General features: G+C 63.6%; 15 protein-coding genes. 2 read left to right on the plus strand and 13 right to left on the minus strand.

Features of this window, described 5'->3' with window-relative positions; translation table 11 throughout:
• The 9 genes from msrQ to mrcB all read right to left on the minus strand — a co-directional run.
• Positions 1–589: protein-methionine-sulfoxide reductase heme-binding subunit MsrQ (gene msrQ, locus IAE37_RS26105; protein ID WP_201178337.1), on the minus strand; the 589-nt coding region annotated here is incomplete at its 3' end.
• Positions 589–1,602: a protein-methionine-sulfoxide reductase catalytic subunit MsrP gene (gene msrP / locus IAE37_RS26110; protein WP_201178338.1), complete on the minus strand. Its 1,014-nt coding sequence runs from the start codon at positions 1,600–1,602 to the stop codon at positions 589–591. The genes msrQ and msrP, both read right to left, overlap by 1 nt.
• A gap of 78 nt (positions 1,603–1,680) precedes the next feature.
• The gene (pssA, locus tag IAE37_RS26115; protein WP_201178339.1) at positions 1,681–2,523 is read right to left on the minus strand and encodes a CDP-diacylglycerol--serine O-phosphatidyltransferase; all 843 of its coding nucleotides are present in this window, start codon (positions 2,521–2,523) and stop codon (positions 1,681–1,683) included.
• A 151-nt stretch (positions 2,524–2,674) separates the two neighbouring features.
• Entirely contained in the window at positions 2,675–3,691 is a 1,017-nt protein-coding gene (gene ilvC, locus IAE37_RS26120) for a ketol-acid reductoisomerase (protein ID WP_056795202.1), read from the minus strand.
• A 55-nt stretch (positions 3,692–3,746) separates the two neighbouring features.
• Positions 3,747–4,238, minus strand: a complete 492-nt coding sequence (ilvN, locus tag IAE37_RS26125; protein ID WP_003250040.1) for an acetolactate synthase small subunit — start codon at positions 4,236–4,238, stop codon at positions 3,747–3,749.
• 1 nt (position 4,239) lies between these two features.
• Positions 4,240–5,964, minus strand: a complete 1,725-nt coding sequence (locus IAE37_RS26130) for an acetolactate synthase 3 large subunit (RefSeq protein ID WP_201178340.1) — start codon at positions 5,962–5,964, stop codon at positions 4,240–4,242.
• 408 nt (positions 5,965–6,372) lie between these two features.
• Positions 6,373–6,705 carry a YqcC family protein gene (locus tag IAE37_RS26135; RefSeq protein ID WP_201178341.1) on the minus strand — a complete coding sequence of 111 codons (333 nt, stop codon included), beginning with the start codon at positions 6,703–6,705 and terminating at the stop codon, positions 6,373–6,375.
• The gene (locus IAE37_RS26140; protein ID WP_201178342.1) at positions 6,705–7,487 is read right to left on the minus strand and encodes a tetratricopeptide repeat protein; all 783 of its coding nucleotides are present in this window, start codon (positions 7,485–7,487) and stop codon (positions 6,705–6,707) included. The genes IAE37_RS26135 and IAE37_RS26140 overlap by 1 nt, the downstream gene beginning before the upstream one ends.
• Before the next feature lie 15 nt (positions 7,488–7,502).
• Positions 7,503–9,824: a penicillin-binding protein 1B gene (mrcB, locus tag IAE37_RS26145; protein WP_201178343.1), complete on the minus strand. Its 2,322-nt coding sequence runs from the start codon at positions 9,822–9,824 to the stop codon at positions 7,503–7,505.
• Between the two features lie 116 nt (positions 9,825–9,940).
• Here mrcB and IAE37_RS26150 point away from each other — a divergent pair, with 116 nt between their 5' ends.
• Both IAE37_RS26150 and IAE37_RS26155 read left to right on the plus strand, forming a co-directional pair.
• Positions 9,941–11,503: a bifunctional aminoglycoside phosphotransferase/ATP-binding protein gene (locus IAE37_RS26150; RefSeq protein WP_201178344.1), complete on the plus strand. Its 1,563-nt coding sequence runs from the start codon at positions 9,941–9,943 to the stop codon at positions 11,501–11,503.
• 232 nt (positions 11,504–11,735) lie between these two features.
• Complete coding sequence (locus tag IAE37_RS26155) at positions 11,736–12,014, plus strand: TfoX/Sxy family protein (RefSeq protein ID WP_201178345.1); 279 nt, start codon at positions 11,736–11,738, stop codon at positions 12,012–12,014.
• A gap of 184 nt (positions 12,015–12,198) precedes the next feature.
• Here the strand turns inward: IAE37_RS26155 and IAE37_RS26160 are convergent, their stop codons facing one another.
• From IAE37_RS26160 to IAE37_RS26175, 4 genes are read right to left on the minus strand one after another with little or no spacing between them, the layout of a single operon-like run.
• The gene (locus IAE37_RS26160) at positions 12,199–13,086 is read right to left on the minus strand and encodes a ChaN family lipoprotein (protein WP_201178346.1); all 888 of its coding nucleotides are present in this window, start codon (positions 13,084–13,086) and stop codon (positions 12,199–12,201) included.
• 12 nt (positions 13,087–13,098) lie between these two features.
• Positions 13,099–13,866 (minus strand): heme ABC transporter ATP-binding protein, encoded by a 768-nt coding sequence (locus IAE37_RS26165; RefSeq protein ID WP_201178347.1) that lies wholly within the window; start codon positions 13,864–13,866, stop codon positions 13,099–13,101.
• The gene (locus IAE37_RS26170; RefSeq protein WP_201178360.1) at positions 13,866–14,846 is read right to left on the minus strand and encodes a FecCD family ABC transporter permease; all 981 of its coding nucleotides are present in this window, start codon (positions 14,844–14,846) and stop codon (positions 13,866–13,868) included. Before IAE37_RS26170 ends, IAE37_RS26165 begins: the two co-directional genes overlap by 1 nt.
• Positions 14,847–14,896: 50 nt before the next feature.
• Complete coding sequence (locus IAE37_RS26175; RefSeq protein WP_201178348.1) at positions 14,897–15,772, minus strand: heme/hemin ABC transporter substrate-binding protein; 876 nt, start codon at positions 15,770–15,772, stop codon at positions 14,897–14,899.
• Positions 15,773–15,847 lie beyond the last annotated feature (75 nt).

Raw genomic sequence — 15,847 nt, forward strand, 5'->3', positions numbered from 1 at the left:
GCCCCAACCTGGACAACCACCGCGCCACCAACGGAACCCGCAATACCATCAACCCCGCCCCTACCGCCGCATAGATCGCCCACTCCCGCAGATCCGAACGAACGATCCACAAAAAGTGCAGCAACCCCAACCCAAGAACCCCGTACACCAACCGATGCAGCTTCTTCCAACGCGCACCCAGCCGTCGCTGGCTATACCGGTTGGACGTGACCGCCAACACCAGCAACCCGACAAACCCCAAAGCCCCGACAATGATGTACGGCCTCTTGCGCAACTCGACCGCCAGTTGCCCCCAGTCCAACCCTAGAATGAAGAACAGGTACGCCAGGATGTGCAGCACTATATAAGCAAAGCACCACAACCCCAGCTGCCGCCGGACCACGATCCACCCCGACCATCCCGTCAAACGCTGCAACGGCGTCATTGCCAGGGTCACCAACAGGAACGTCAACGCCCCCAGCCCCAGGCGATCCATGAGGATCTTCCCTGGATCCGGCCCAAGCAGCCCCATCGCCGCTTCATACAACCACCAGAGCGGGAACAGGCATCCGACCACGAAGATCGCCAGACGAAACCACGGATAGCGCATCAATAGTTCTTCCGCAGATCGAGCCCGGCGTACAGTGACGCCACTTCATCGGCATAGCCATTGAACATCTGCGTGTCCCGCACATTGGGGCTGAACAAGCCGCTGGGCAATCGCCGCTCACGCGCCTGGCTCCAGCGCGGGTGATCGACCTGCGGATTGACGTTGGCATAGAAGCCGTACTCGGTAGGCGCCAGCCCCTCCCAGGTCGTCCCCGGCTGCTCGGCCACCAGACTGATACGCACGATCGACTTGATGCTCTTGAAGCCATACTTCCACGGCACCACCAGACGCAACGGCGCTCCATTCTGGTTGGCCAGCTCGCGCCCATACATGCCGACCGCCAGTATCGCCAACGGATGCATCGCCTCATCCAGGCGCAATCCCTCTCTGTATGGCCAGTCGATCAGGGCAAAACCTGAACGCTGCCCAGGCATGTGCTGTGGGTCATCCAGGGTCTCGAAGCGCACGTAACGCGCCTTGGAAGTCGGCTCCACCTGCTTGAGCACTTGCGCCAGCGGAAAGCCCAGCCACGGGATGACCATCGACCAGGCTTCGACGCAGCGCAGCCGATAGATGCGCTCCTCGAGCTGGTACGGCTTTACGAAATCCTCCAGTGCATAGCGCCCCGGCTTGCCTACCTCGCCGTCGACCACCACGCTCCAGGGCTCGGTCTGCAGGCTGCCGGCATTGGCCGCCGGGTCACCCTTGTCGGGGCCGAACTCATAGAAGTTGTTGTAGTGGGTAGCGTCCTTGAAGGGCGTGATCGCCTCATCCTGGACGGTCACCGCCTGCCAGCGCGTGGCGCCGAGCTTGTCGCTGAACCAGCCCGGCGCTGCGCCCGCCTCGACGTCGGCATAGCGGCTGGCCTCGGTCGCACGGCCGATACCCGGCAATGCGCCCAGGGCAATGCCGGCCAGGGACGCACCCAGCAACTTGCGACGGGAAAGATAGAGCGTTTCGGGAGTGATCTCCGCTGCCTTGCAGTCGGACGACCTGGGTAGCTTGATGAGCATGACGGCTCCACAGCACTGGATAACGGATGTACCAGTAAGACTATGGAGCCGGAGGGTTATTCCACGATTAAATCATCGTCAGGATTTACGACGGCGCGAACGCAACAGGAACTGGATGGGCCCCGAGGCCGCGTAGGCGAGGAAGATCAGCAGCAGGATACGTGGCGGGTCGCTGAACACGACGGCGAACACCAGCACCACCGCGAGGATAGCCACGAATGGCACGCGGCCCTTGAGGTCGAGCTCCTTGAAGCTGTTGTACTTGATGTTGCTGACCATCAGCATGCCCGCGGCCGCCACCAGCAAGGCGACCAGGAACGACAGCTTCGAGCCTTGGATACCGTAGTCGCTGAACGCCCACACCGTACCGGCCACCACACCGGCCGCGGCCGGGCTGGCCAGGCCGATGAAGTAACGCTTGTCGGCCGTGCCGATCTGGGTGTTGAAGCGCGCCAGGCGCAAGGCGGCGCCAGCCACATAGATGAAGGCGACCATCCAGCCGACCTTGCCCATGTCGCCCAGCGCCCAGCCGAAGGCCAGCAATGCCGGGGCAACGCCGAACGCGACCATGTCCGACAGCGAGTCGTACTCGGCACCGAAGGCACTCTGGGTATTGGTCATGCGCGCCACCCGGCCATCCAGACCGTCGAGGACCATGGCGACGAAAATGGCGATGGCGGCAAAGGCGAAGTACTTGCTCGCCTCCCGCGGGTCACCGGCACCCAGCGCGCTCATCGAACTGATGATCGAATAGAAACCGGCGAACAGGTTGGCGGTGGTGAACAGGTTGGGCAACAGGTAGATGCCGCGATGACGGACCTTGCGCCCTTCGGCGTCATGGCCTTCTTCAATGTGCTCATCGACAGGTAGCAGGCTTTCGGCGTCGGAGGGCTTGTTCGGCTCTTCGGGACGTTCGCTCATGGAGGGTACCTTGCAACAGGATGGAAAATGTTCGACAACGAGCCCGCAAAACAGGTTCTGACAGCGGACCTCTGGCCTGCTTTATACCAGATGCGCGCTGCCAGAACGAAAAAACGCGGCCGAAGCCGCGTTTTTCATGTTTCGAAAAGACTTAGTTCTTAGCCTTGTCGACGATCTTGTTGGCCGAGATCCAAGGCATCATCGAGCGCAGTTGCTCGCCGATGATCTCGATGCCGTGCGAAGCGTTGTTACGGCGCTTGGCAGTCATCGATGGATAGTTGGTGGCGCCTTCGGAGATGAACATCTTCGCGTACTCGCCGTCCTGGATGCGCTTCAGGGCGTTGCGCATGGCCTTGCGGGATTCTTCGTTGATGACTTCTGGGCCGGTGACGTACTCACCGTACTCGGCGTTGTTGGAGATCGAGTAGTTCATGTTGGCGATGCCGCCTTCGTACATGAGGTCAACGATCAGCTTCAGCTCGTGCAGGCACTCGAAGTAGGCCATTTCCGGCGCGTAGCCAGCTTCGACCAGGGTCTCGAAACCAGCCTTGACCAGTTCGACGGTACCACCGCACAGAACAGCCTGCTCACCGAACAGGTCGGTTTCGGTCTCGTCCTTGAAGGTGGTTTCGATGATGCCGGTACGGCCGCCACCGACGCCAGCGGCGTAGGACAGGGCGACGTTCTTGGCGTTGCCGGAAGCGTCCTGGTAGATGGCGATCAGGTCAGGGATGCCGCCGCCTTTGACGAACTCGGAGCGAACGGTGTGGCCCGGGGCTTTCGGCGCGATCATGATCACGTCCAGGTCGGCGCGTGGCACGACTTGGTTGTAGTGGATCGAGAAGCCGTGGGAGAAGGCCAGGGTAGCGCCCTTCTTGATGTTCGGCTCGATCTCGTTCTTGTACAGAGCGCCTTGGAACTCGTCCGGGGTCAGGATCATGACCAGGTCGGCAGCGGCGACGGCGGTAGCGACGTCAGCCACTTTCAGGCCGTGGGCTTCAGCCTTGGCAACGGTAGCCGAACCTTTACGCAGACCGACGGTAACGTCTACACCGGAGTCCTTCAGGTTGCACGCCTGAGCGTGGCCCTGGGAACCGTAGCCGATGATGGCGACTTTCTTACCCTGGATGATGGAAAGGTCGCAGTCTTTATCGTAGAAAACTTTCATGAAAATACCCCTGGTTATATCTCGGCCCCAGCGGAGCCATTGCTAATTTTTGAATTTAGATGCTGAGCACTTTGTCGCCACGGGCAATGCCGGTAACGCCGCTGCGCACGGTTTCGAGAATCGATGCAGTGCCGATGGCCTGGATGAAGCTGTCCAGTTTGTCGCTGGTGCCGCTCAGCTGCACGGTGTACACGCTGGCGGTCACATCGACGATCTGGCCACGGAAGATATCCGTGGTGCGCTTGATCTCGGCGCGCTGGGCACCGGTGGCCTTGACCTTGACCAACATCAGTTCGCGCTCGATGTGGGCGCTTTCCGACAGGTCGACGAGTTTCACCACCTCGACCAGCTTGTTCAGGTTCTTGGTGATCTGTTCGATCACTTCGTCATGGCCAACGGTGGTCAGCGTCAGACGCGACAGGGTCGGGTCTTCGGTCGGCGCCACGGTCAGGCTTTCAATGTTGTAGTTGCGCTGGGAGAACAGGCCGACCACGCGAGACAAGGCACCGGGTTCGTTTTCCAGCAGCAGGGAAATGATATGCCGCATATCAGGTACGCTCCGTCTTGCTCAGCCACATGTCACGCATCGAGCCATCCTTGATCTGCATCGGATAGACGTGCTCGCTGCGGTCGACCGCGATGTCGATGAACACCAGGCGGTCCTTCATCGCGAAGGCTTCTTCAAGCTTCGGCTTCAGGTCTTTCAGGCTGGTGATGCGGATACCCACATGACCATAGGCCTCGGCCAGCTTGATGAAGTCAGGCAACGATTCGACATAGGAGTGCGAGTGGCGGCCGTTGTAGGCCATGTCCTGCCATTGGCGGACCATACCCAGCACACCGTTGTTCAGGTTGACGATCTTGACCGGCAGGCCGTACTGCATGCAGGTCGACAGCTCCTGGATGTTCATCTGGATGCTGCCTTCGCCGGTCACGCAGGCCACGTCCTGATCCGGGAAGTTGAGCTTGATGCCCATCGCCGCCGGGAAACCGAAGCCCATGGTGCCCAGGCCACCGGAGTTGATCCAGCGGTTAGGCTTGTTGAAGCGGTAGTACTGCGCCGCGAACATCTGGTGCTGGCCGACGTCGGAAGTGACGAAGGCATCGCCATGGGTCACTTCGCACAGGGTCTCGATGACTTTCTGCGGTTTGATGACGTTGCCGTCGCCCTTGTCGTAGGGGAACAGTTCGCCATCGCCACGCCATTCGTCGATCTGCTTCCACCAGGCATCCAGCGCGGCCTTGTCAGGCTGCTCGCCGATTTCCTTGAGGATGCCGAGCATTTCGCTGAGCACGCTGTCGACCGGGCCTACGATCGGCACGTCGGCCTTGATCATCTTGGAGATCGACGCCGGGTCGATGTCGATGTGGATGATCTTGGCGTTCGGGCAGAACTTGGCCGGGCCATTGACCACGCGGTCGTCGAAGCGCGCACCGACCGCGAAGATCACGTCGGCGTTGTGCATGGCCATATTGGCGGTGAAGCTGCCGTGCATACCGAGCATGCCGAGGAACTGGCGATCGGTACCTGGGAAGCCACCCAGACCCATCAGGGTGTTGGTGACCGGCAGGTTCAACGACTTGGCGATTTCGGTCAGGGCTTCGGAGCCACCGCCGAGGATCACGCCGCCGCCGGAATAGACGATGGGGCGCTTGGCCGCCAGAAGCATCTCGGCAGCCTTGCGGATCTGGCCGGAATGGCCACGTACCGCCGGGCTGTAGGAGCGCAGCTTGACCTTCTTCGGATAGACGTATTCGAACTTCTCGGCCGGGTTGGTCATATCTTTTGGAATGTCGACCACGACCGGACCTGGGCGACCGGATTGCGCCAGGTAGAATGCTTTTTTCAGAACTTCGGCGATCTCGGTCGGGTGCTTGATCATGAAGCTGTGCTTCACGATCGGCCGCGAGATGCCAATCATGTCGGTTTCCTGGAAGGCATCGGTGCCGACCATGGTGCTAGGCACCTGGCCAGACAGGATGACCATCGGGATGGAGTCCATGTAGGCAGTGGCAATGCCGGTGATGGCATTGGTGGCGCCTGGGCCGGAAGTCACCAGTACCACGCCGGCCTTGCCGGTGGCACGGGCATAACCATCCGCCATATGGGTAGCCGCCTGCTCGTGGCGAACCAGGATGTGTTCCACTTCCGGTTCTTTGAACAGTGCGTCGTAAACATGCAGGAGAGCACCACCAGGGTACCCGTAGATGTGCTTAACGCCTTCGTCACGCAAGAAGCGGACGACCATTTCAGCGCCGGATAAAAGCTCCACGTTGTTCACCTCTAAAACGCCAGAATACCGCCCTCGATAGGCGGGTCTTAATAGGTTTACTGCCAAGCAGAGCATGAGCGAACGTCAGCACTGACTGAGCAAGTATTGGGAACGCCCCAGAGTGTTGCGGGGTTATCCCACCCAGCGCGAGGTAACGCGTTGCGGGGTGTAACAAGTCGGCGCGGGTGTGCGCCTCATGATCTGCCTAGCGGGTCTGCTTCTGGCAGTCCCTCTACAGCGGAAGTTGGATTCTTCTGATTCGCGGCCTACAAGTCAAGAAAAATTATTGCCAATTTTTCCCCAAGATGAATTCGTTCCACCACTAAAAACCAAGTCAGCAGCAGAGAAAGTAAGATTTCCACAAAAAAGGGCCACAATCTGCGGCCCTTGAAGGAAAAACTGAAGAAATCAGGCGGAAGGAGCGATCAATCGATCGAATGCTGCCAACAGTCGGCGCAGCTCGCGACTTTGCTCTGGACGATCGGTGAACACGGTTTCCGCCATCACCAGGATGCTCGAGGCATTGGGCAGCGGGTGGCCGAGCTCGATGATGATCTTCATGCGTGGCAGGAAGATCCACTGCAACCATTGCTCGAAACTCAAGGTATCGACCGAGAACGGCACGGTGCTGGCCAGCGCTTCGTCGCTCGGCGGCTCGTCGTCCCACCAGCCTTGCACCTGCAGCTCACGCTCGATGAGCAACAGGTGATCGGCGATTTCCAGGATGCGTGGTTCGATCATCACGAGCTGACCTGCGCCTTTTGCCGGGCCAGTGCGGCCCCGGCGCTGTCACCCTGCTTTTCGCGGGCCTGGGCGATGGTGTTCCACAGCTCGGCTTGCAGGTCCGGGCGGCCATTGGCGTAGGTCAGGGCGCGGCGCGCCAGCTGCTCGGCCTGTGGCGCATCGCCCTGCGACAAGCGTACCTGGGCCAGGCGGAACAGCACCTGTGGCTCGCGCGGGGCGATGCGCTGGGCGCGCTCCAGGCTCGACGCCGCGCCATTGAAGTCGCCACCGCCCTGCTGTTGCTGGGCAGTGGTCAGTAGCGCCAGCACCGGGCCGTCGAGCTGTTCGTCGGCAGACAGGCCGCCGCTGGCCGCATTGCTGCGCGGAATACCGGTCGGCGCGCTGGAGGCGGCCGCAGCACTGTTCATCGAAGCGATGTCGAACGGTTCGTCGGCGATCGGGTTCGGGTTGGTGGTGATCGGGCCGGAACTGATCGGCCCTTGGCTCACCGGGCCAGGCGTGATCGGGCTGGTGCTGATCGGCGTGGTGCTGATCGGCGTCGAGCCTGCGCCCTGCGGGATCATCACCGTCACGCCCGAATCCTCGGGCAGCGACTGCGCCTGAGCGGTGCCACCGCTCGGCCCCGCCGCGCCACGGTTGGCCGAAACCCGCTCACTGTTGGAGACGCGAGTGCTCGAATCGACCACCGGGATGTTACCCCGCGGAACGCTGGAACAACCCTGGAGCACCACCAGTGCCGTCACGGCAGGAAACCACCACTTTTTCACTTCACACCTCATCAATGCTGCAGCTGCTTAGTTCATCCAGCCTTTGACCCAGTCCATGACCGATTCTGCCGGATTCTGCTCGCCACCGCAGGTTGCGCCGGCGGGCGGTTCGCTGCCGCGAATATACGGCATCTGCACCGCTCCCGGACAGCTACTGTCAGAGCCCTGGCCGCTGTAAGGGTCGATCCAGGCCTGCACCACGTTGTCCGGTTGCGGCATGTCCAGCGGCAGCGGGTCGGCCTTGCGCATGAAGCTGGTCCACACCTGGAGGGCGCCGGTAGCACCGGTGAACGGCGTCTTGCCGTTGTCGTCGCGGCCCAGCCACACCACCGCCAGCAGGTCCTGGCTGAAGCCAGAGAACCAGCTGTCGCGCGAATCGTTGCTGGTACCGGTCTTGCCCGCCAGGGTCAGCGAGCTCGGCAACACGTTGTACACGGAACGGCCAGTACCCTCGCGCATCACCCGCTGCATGGCGTTCTGCACCAGGTAGATGGCACCCGGGTCGAAGGTCTGCTGGATCTGGAACGGGTAGCGCTTGAGCGGCTCACCCTCGGCGGTAAGCACGCTGCGGATACCCCGCATCGGCGTGTTGAAGCCGCCGTTGGCGATGGTCTGGTACATGGTCGCGACCTGCATCGGCGACATGCCCCCAGCGCCCAGCAGCATGGCCGGGAACGGCTGCCAGTCGACGTTCACGCCGAGCCGGCCGATGGTCTTGATGACGTTCGGCACGCCCACTTCCAGGCCCAGTTTGGCAGTGGACAGGTTCAGCGAGTTGGCCAACCCCTGGTACAGGTAGATGGTGCCGTGGGCACGCCGGTCGTAGTTCTGCGGGCGCCAGACCTGGCCATTGGCACCTTTGACCGAGAACGGTTCATCCTGCACCCAGCTGGTCAGGGTGTACTTGCTCGGCTGTTCCAGCGCCGTGAGGTAGACCGCCGGCTTGACCAGCGAACCGATCGGCCGCGAGGCGTCGATGGCTCGGTTGAAGCCAGCGAAGCCCGACTGACGGCTGCCGATCAAAGCCTGCACCTCGCCGGTTTCCGGGTTGGTGACGACCATGGCCGACTCGACCTCGTCGGCACCCTTGCGCCCGGCCAGGCGCTTGAAGGTCTCGCTCATCGCGCTTTCGGCCTTCATCTGCAGGATCGGGTCGAAACTGGTGAAAATGCGCAGGCCTTCTTCGGTCAAGTCTTCGTCGCGGTAGTCCTGGCGCAGCTGACGCTTGACCAGGTCGAGGAAGGCCGGGAACGAACTGTCGGCCAGGCTGCCGCGCTTGGTCACGCCCAGTGGCATCTTCTTCGCCGCCTCGACCGCTTCCTTGCTCGCCACACCCTGCTCGGCCACCAGGTCGAGCACCAGGTTGCGGCGCGCCAGGGCACGCTCGGGGTAACGGCGCGGGTTGTAGTAGGACGGCCCCTTGACCATGCCGACCAGCAAGGCGATCTGGTGCAGCTTGAGTTCCGACAGCGGCTGGCTGAAGAAGAACTGGCTGGCCAGGCCGAAGCCGTGCACCGCGCGCTGGCCGTCCTGGCCGACGAACACTTCGTTGAGATAAGCCTCGAGGATCTCGCGCTTGTCGTAGTGCATCTCGAGCAGCACGGCCATCATGGCCTCGGTGAGCTTACGGCCCAGGGTGCGCTCGCTGGTGAGGTAGAAGTTCTTCACCAGCTGCTGGGTCAGCGTACTGCCGCCCTGACGCATGGAACCGGATGAGGTGTTGACCCAGATCGCCCGGGCGATCGACTTCGGCGACACGCCGAAGTGGCTGTAGAAATCACGGTCCTCGGTGGCCACCAGGGTTTCGAGCAGGTAGGGCGGCACCTGATCAATCTTGATCAGGATGCGGTCTTCGAGGTTCTTGGGGTAGATGCCGCCGATCATCAGCGGCTCCAGACGCACCACGTCGAGCTTGCTGCCATTGGCACCGGCAAGCCCCGCGACATAGTCGCCGGAGAAACGCACGCGCACGAACTGCGCCGGCTCCATGCCCTCGTAGAACTGGAAGCCACGGGTGTTGAGGTCGACGGTGTTGCCGTTGACCGACACCGCGCCTGGGCCGTCGGCCGCGGTTTCACGGCGGTAGCCCAAGGCATCGAGTTCGGTGAGGAAGTCGGTCTTGCTCAGTTTCTGGCCGGTGAACAGCTCCAGCGGCCGGGCATAGACCTTGGCCGGGATGGTCCAGCGCTTGCCAGAGAACTTTTCCTGGACGATGGCATCGAGGTAGACCGCGAAGCCGGCGACGATCACCAGGCCGACCAGGCTGAGCTTCAGGGCCCAGCCCAACCAGGCGCGGGCGCGGCTGTTCGGGGCTTTTTTGGGGGTACGGGAATTTCGGGTTCGAGTCATGGCGGCGGATTATACGCACTTTATAAAGGCTGGGCAGGCGCCCTCTGGCGGTATGCAGGGACGGCACCATTGACCATAATGGCGCATTCGAATTCCCTGCCCCGGAAGGATTTCCCGTGAGCCAAGCCCTGATCAACGCGTTGCAGAACCCCGCCTTGTACCCGCACCCGGTGAACGGGTTCAAACTCATCGAGACGCATATTTCCTGGGTTCTGCTCACCGGCGAGTACGCCTACAAGATCAAGAAACCGATGAATTTCGGCTTCCTCGACTTCACCAGCCTGGACCAGCGCGCGCATTTCTGTAACGAAGAGCTGCGCCTGAACCAGCGCCTGACCGACGGTCTGTACCTGGAGGTCCTGCCGATCACCGGTAGTGCCGAGCAGCCACAGCTCGGCGGCGACGGTGTGGCCATCGAATATGTGTTGAAGATGCGCCAGTTCCCCCAGGAGCAGATGCTCAACACCCTGCAGGCCAATGGCGAGCTGAACGCCGGGCACATCGACCAGATGGCCCGGCAGATCGCCGAATTCCATCTGCAGGCGCCCAAGGTCCCGGTCGAGCACCCGCTGGGTACGCCAGACAGCGTGATGGCGCCGGTCGAACAGAACTTCGAGCAGATTCGCCCGTTCCTCACCGACAAGGCCGACCTGCAACAGCTCGACGCCCTGCAAGCCTGGGCCCGCAGCAGCTTCGATCGCCTGCATGGCCTGCTCGAGACGCGCAAGGCCGAAGGATTCATCCGCGAATGCCACGGTGACATCCACCTGGGCAACGCCACTCTGATCGACGGCAAGGTGGTGATCTTCGACTGCATCGAGTTCAACGAGCCGTTCCGCCTGACCGACGTCTACGCCGATGTCGGCTTCCTGGCCATGGACCTGGAAGACCGCGGCCTCAAGTGCCTGGCCCGACGCTTCGTCAGCCAGTACCTGGAGCTGACCGGCGACTACGCCGGCCTGGAACTGCTGAACTTCTACAAGGCCTACCGTGCCCTGGTGCGCGCCAAGGTCGCACTGTTCAGCCTGTCACCCGATGCCGATGGTGTGCAGCGCGCCACTACCCTGCGCACCTACCGCAACTACGCCAACCTGGCGGAAAGCTACAGCGCCATTCCATCGCGGCTGCTGGCCATCACCCATGGCGTCTCCGCCGTGGGCAAGAGCCACGTGGCCATGCGCCTGGTCGAAGCCCTCGGCGCGGTGCGGGTGCGTTCGGACGTGGAGCGCAAGCGCCTGTTCGGCGAGCAGCAGGACGACAAAGCGGGCCAGCTGGCCGCCGGCATCTACGACCAGGATGCCAACGCCGCCACCTACCAGCGCCTGCACGCGCTGGCGGCGACCATCCTGCGCGCCGGTTTCCCGGTGGTGCTCGATGCCACCTACCTCAAGCACGCCCAGCGTCAGGCGGCCGCCGAGGTGGCCAATGCCACTGGCGTGCCGCTGCTGATCCTCGACTGCCAGGCGCCGGAAGCGGTGATCGCCAGCTGGTTGCAGCAACGCCAGGCCGAAGGCGGCGATCCGTCGGACGCCACCCTCGAGGTGGTCAAGGCTCAGCAGGCCAGCCGCGAGCCACTGGATGCGCAGGAACAGGCGCACAGCAAGCGGATCGACACCCAGGACAGCGGTAGCATGGACCAGGTGATCGACCAGGTGCGCCAGCGCCTGCCAGGGCTGTAAGGCCGCTAGACAGCGGCGTCTCTTTCGCCGGCAAGCCCGCTCCCACAGGTACGTCACAGTCTTCGACTGCTGTGGTGTACCTGTGGGAGCGGGCTTGCCCGCGAAGGCCCACCACACATCTCCCTCCTCCAGTGGCAAAATGCCGCGTATTTCCCAGCCCCCGCTACACTCCTCTCTGACCCACCCCACGATGCAATCCCCTGATACCCATTGGCCATCGCCAGGAGGCTCGATGAACGATGAGTTGCAGCATCTGAAAAATCTCGGCAAGACCTCCGCCCAGTGGCTGCATGCGGCCGGCATCCACAGCGCATCGGACTTACGCCGGCTGGGTGCGGTCGGCGCCTATCAGGCGGTGAAGACCCGAGGTTTTCGGGCATCGAAGGTACTGTTGTACGCCATCGAAGGCGCCCTGCTGGACATGCACTGGAACGACCTCCCCGCCGAACGCAAGGAGGCGCTCAACCAGCAACTCGATGCGAAGTGCCCAGCGCAAAAAAATTCGAAATAAATGGAGAAAGGGGATTGACGACGAAATGAGAATCGTTATGATTATCACAACTGGTCGCGAGATCAGTTGGATAAACTGAAAGCCCCTGGTTCGGACTCTCAGATTATCTCCTCATCAGGCTAATCACGGTTATTGACCCGGCACTTTGCCGGGTCTTTTTTTGCCTGTCGGTTTTACCGCCTGCTCATCGACGCAATTGCGCGCAGTAATCCTGCTCCGGGGCCGCAGGCGTGAACCACACATAGTCGGCCATGCCCGGCTCGATCTTTTCGCCGACCTCGGCCAGCAGCAGCACCTTGCTCTCGCCCTTCGCCCCCAGGTCGGCCAGGTGCAGCGGCACCCCCAGGTCCTTGCGCGCATGGTAGGCGCCGGTGAACAGCAAGGCAGGCTCTGGCGCCGACAGCAAGCGCTCGGCGATACGCCGGTCACGCAGTTGCTGGACCGCGAGCATGGCCGGCAACTGGCTCTCCGGCAGCAAGCCGCAGTGCCCGGCGCGGACCTGTTCGAGCAGGGCGGCCTTCACAGTCGGCGCGTTCGACCGCTCGCCCGGCAGGGCAGTTGGCTGCCGATAGGCCTGGCGCATTTGCGCCAGCGACAGATTGGCCGCCAGCAGCGGCACATGGTTGTGCAGCGCCTCGCTTACGATCGGCCCGTACATCTGCCAGTCCCAGCCCTCCTGCCAATCCAGCGCTTTGGGTAGGTCCGCGGGCAATGCGGCCAACCCAGCGAGGGCATCGACCCGTGCCTGCTGCTCTGGCTGCAGCATTTCCAGCAGCAGGCTGCCCTGCGTACGCCGGGCCTGCAAGGCGCGCATCAACCACAACTGCAGGGCATGGTGGTCAGGGTTGTCGTGCTTTTCCCCCACCAGCACCCGCGGTGCGCCGGCCAGGCCCTGGACCAACGTCTCGGGGCTGATGGACTGCCCGCTGGCAAGATCGCGAATCTGCCCGAGCATGGCATCGTCATGCCCCTCGTGGCCCTGCCAGGCCGGTAACGGCGGCAGGCTGGCCTGGCAGCCGCCCAGCGCCAGCATCAGGCTCAGCATTGCCCCGCACAACAGGGGATGACGCATGGTTGAAGCCTCCTAGCGAGTGATGATCAACGGATGCCCCCGTTCCGGATGGGGCTGCACCAGCACGTCGATGCCGAACACGGCCTTGAGCGCAGCCGGCGTCAATGTCTGCTCAGGCGCCCCGAGGGCATGGCCACGCCCGGCCTCGAGCAACAGGATACGGTCACAATAGCGGGCGGCCAGGTTCAGGTCATGCAGGATCACCAGCACCGCTGCGCCGCGGTCGGCGAAGCTGCGCAGCGCCTGCAGGGTGGTGTGCTGGTGCAGTGGGTCGAGCATCGAGGTCGGCTCGTCGAGCAACAGTGTCGTGCCCTGCTCGCCCGGCCACAGCTGGGCCAGGACCCGGGCAAGGTGTACCCGCTGGCGCTCACCGCCGGACAACGCCAGGTAGCTGCGCCCCTGCAAATGCCAGGCATCCGCCGCGCGCAACGCCGCCTCGATGATTGCCTGATCGCGCTGCTGGCCGCTGCCATGGGGCAACCGGCCCATGCCGACCACCTCCTCGACACGGAATGCGAAGCCCAGGCTGGAGATCTGCGGCAGTACGGCCAAGCGCTGTGCCCGTGCCTGCCCTGGCCATTGCCCCAGGGCCTTGCCCTGCAGAGTCACGCGGCCCTGGCTGGGCGCAAGCTCCCCACAGAGTGCCCCCAGCAGGCTGCTCTTGCCCGCGCCATTGGGCCCGAGCACGCCCAGCACTTGGCCGGGCAGCAGTTGCAGGTCGATATCGTGCAACACATCGTTACTACCCCGGCGCACCCGCAGGGCTTCGGCTTCGAGCATCAGCTGCGCCCTCGGATCAACAGGAACAGGAAGAACGGCGCGCCGATGAAGGCGGAACTGCCGATCGGCAGTTCCGCCGGCGCCAGGGCCAGGCGCGCCACCAGGTCGGCGAACAGCAAGAGGCTGCCGCCTGCCAGCAACGAGGCCGGCAGCAGCACCCGGTGGTCGGGCCCGGCCAGCAGGCGTACCAGGTGCGGCACCACGAGGCCGACGAAACCGATCAGGCCGGCCGCCGCCACGGCGGCGCCCACTCCCAGAGCCGTGCAGAACACCAGCTCACGCTTGAGTCGCTCCACCTCGATGCCCAAATGGCGTGCCTCCGACTCACCAAGCAGCAGTGCATTCAAGGCCTGCGCCCGGCGCGGCAGCCACAGCGAAACCGCGAGCGCGACCAGTAGCAGGGGCCACAACCGCTCGTAACTGGCGCCATTGAGGCTGCCCAGGTTCCAGAAGGTCAGGGTGCGCAGGGTGGCGTCATCGGCAAGGTAGGTGAACAGCCCTACCGCCGAGCCGCCCAGGGCGGTCAGGGCAATACCGGCCAGCAGCATGGTGGCGACGTTGGTCTGGCCGTCACGACGCCCCAGCCGATACACCAGCGCCGTTACCCCCAGCCCGCCGATGAAAGCGCAGACCGACAATAAATAGGGGGCGAAGGCGTCGGGCAGGCCGCCCACCCAACTGCCGCCGACGATCGCCACCGCCGCCCCCAGCGCCGCGCCACTGGCGACGCCGACCAGGCCCGGGTCGGCCAGCGGATTGCGAAACAGCCCCTGCATGGCCACCCCGGACAACGCCAGTACCGCGCCGACCGCCAGGCCCAGCAGGGTACGCGGCAGGCGGATCTGGCCAAGGATCAGCTCGGCCTGTTCCAGGCCATCGGCGGCGACGGGCATGCCGAGCAGGCGCAAGCCTGCGCGCAGGGTATCGACCAGCGGCAGGCTGACCGGGCCCAGGGCCAGCGACAGCCATATCGCCAGCAGGCACAGCAGGGTCAGGCAGGTGAACAGCGTGCGTGGCTGGATCCGTTGCCTCATCGAGCAGGGCTTGCCGGGTAGAAGGTGGCCGCAAGGTTGTGCAAGGTCGCCGGCAGGCGCGGGCCCAGCCCTCCCACCAGCAGGGTCGGGTCAAGCGCGACCAGGCGCTTGTCGCGGACCGCTCGCGAGCTGGCCAGGGCTGGGTTTTCCTTGAGCAACGCCTGCAAGGCCTGCTCGCCGTCCAGCGCCCGGTCGGAGAACACCACTACGTCGGGGTCCAGGGCGGCCAGGGCCTCGTTGGAGAAGTTCTTGTAGCCCTGGTGCTCGGCCAGGTTGCGCGCCCCCGCCTGGCGCAGCAGCCAGTCGCCGGAAGTACCAAGGCCGGCGATCAGCGGCTTGGCGCCGGCATGGCCGACCAACAGCAGCACGCCTGGAGCCTTGTGCCGGGCCTGGCCCTCCTTGACCTGCGCCTGCACCGCCTCGAGCTGCCGGTGATACTCGGCAGTCAGTTGCGCGGCCTTCTGCTCGGCACCGAGCATCACGCCCAGGTGCTTGAGGTTGCCATCCACCGCCGCGAGTTGTGCTTCGCTGGAGAACAACTCGACCCGCACGCCGGCTTTGCGAATCTGCGCGAGCACCGGCGGCGGGCCCATTTCCTCGGTGCCTACCAGCACATCCGGGCGCAGGCTGAGAATGCCTTCGGCCGACAGCTGCCGCTGATAACCGATGCTGGGCAGTGCCTTCAAAGAGTCGGGGTGCTGGCTGGTGGTATCGACGCCAACCAGGCGTGACTCGCCGCCAAGCGCACTGATCCACTCGCTCAACGCCCCGCCGGCGCTGACCCAGCGCTGGGGCAGTTCGGCGGCCAGGGCCTGGGTGGAGGCCACGAGGGCGGCGCACAAGGCGAGCATGGCAACGGGACGACGCATCATCGGATTCCTTCTGAAGGCGGGCCGCGCACCTTGTGGCAGACGGCGGAACTGCGCACCATGGACGGCCGGCGCAGC

This window comes from Pseudomonas sp. S31 (genome assembly GCF_016648105.1).
Lineage (GTDB): Bacteria > Pseudomonadota > Gammaproteobacteria > Pseudomonadales > Pseudomonadaceae > Aquipseudomonas.

Bases quoted from the DNA above. Each gene is read 5' to 3' on its own strand.
- IAE37_RS26160 (WP_201178346.1), bottom strand. From the start codon at position 13,086: ATGCGTCATCCCCTGTTGTGCGGGGCAATGCTGAGCCTGATGCTGGCG.
- mrcB (WP_201178343.1), bottom strand. From the start codon at position 9,824: ATGACTCGAACCCGAAATTCCCGTACCCCCAAAAAAGCCCCGAACAGC.
- pssA (WP_201178339.1), bottom strand. From the start codon at position 2,523: ATGAGCGAACGTCCCGAAGAGCCGAACAAGCCCTCCGACGCCGAAAGC.
- IAE37_RS26155 (WP_201178345.1), top strand. From the start codon at position 11,736: ATGAACGATGAGTTGCAGCATCTGAAAAATCTCGGCAAGACCTCCGCC.
- msrP (WP_201178338.1), bottom strand. From the start codon at position 1,602: ATGCTCATCAAGCTACCCAGGTCGTCCGACTGCAAGGCAGCGGAGATC.
- ilvN (WP_003250040.1), bottom strand. From the start codon at position 4,238: ATGCGGCATATCATTTCCCTGCTGCTGGAAAACGAACCCGGTGCCTTG.
- ilvC (WP_056795202.1), bottom strand. From the start codon at position 3,691: ATGAAAGTTTTCTACGATAAAGACTGCGACCTTTCCATCATCCAGGGT.
- IAE37_RS26135 (WP_201178341.1), bottom strand. From the start codon at position 6,705: ATGATCGAACCACGCATCCTGGAAATCGCCGATCACCTGTTGCTCATC.
- IAE37_RS26165 (WP_201178347.1), bottom strand. From the start codon at position 13,866: ATGCTCGAAGCCGAAGCCCTGCGGGTGCGCCGGGGTAGTAACGATGTG.
- IAE37_RS26175 (WP_201178348.1), bottom strand. From the start codon at position 15,772: ATGATGCGTCGTCCCGTTGCCATGCTCGCCTTGTGCGCCGCCCTCGTG.
- IAE37_RS26140 (WP_201178342.1), bottom strand. From the start codon at position 7,487: ATGAGGTGTGAAGTGAAAAAGTGGTGGTTTCCTGCCGTGACGGCACTG.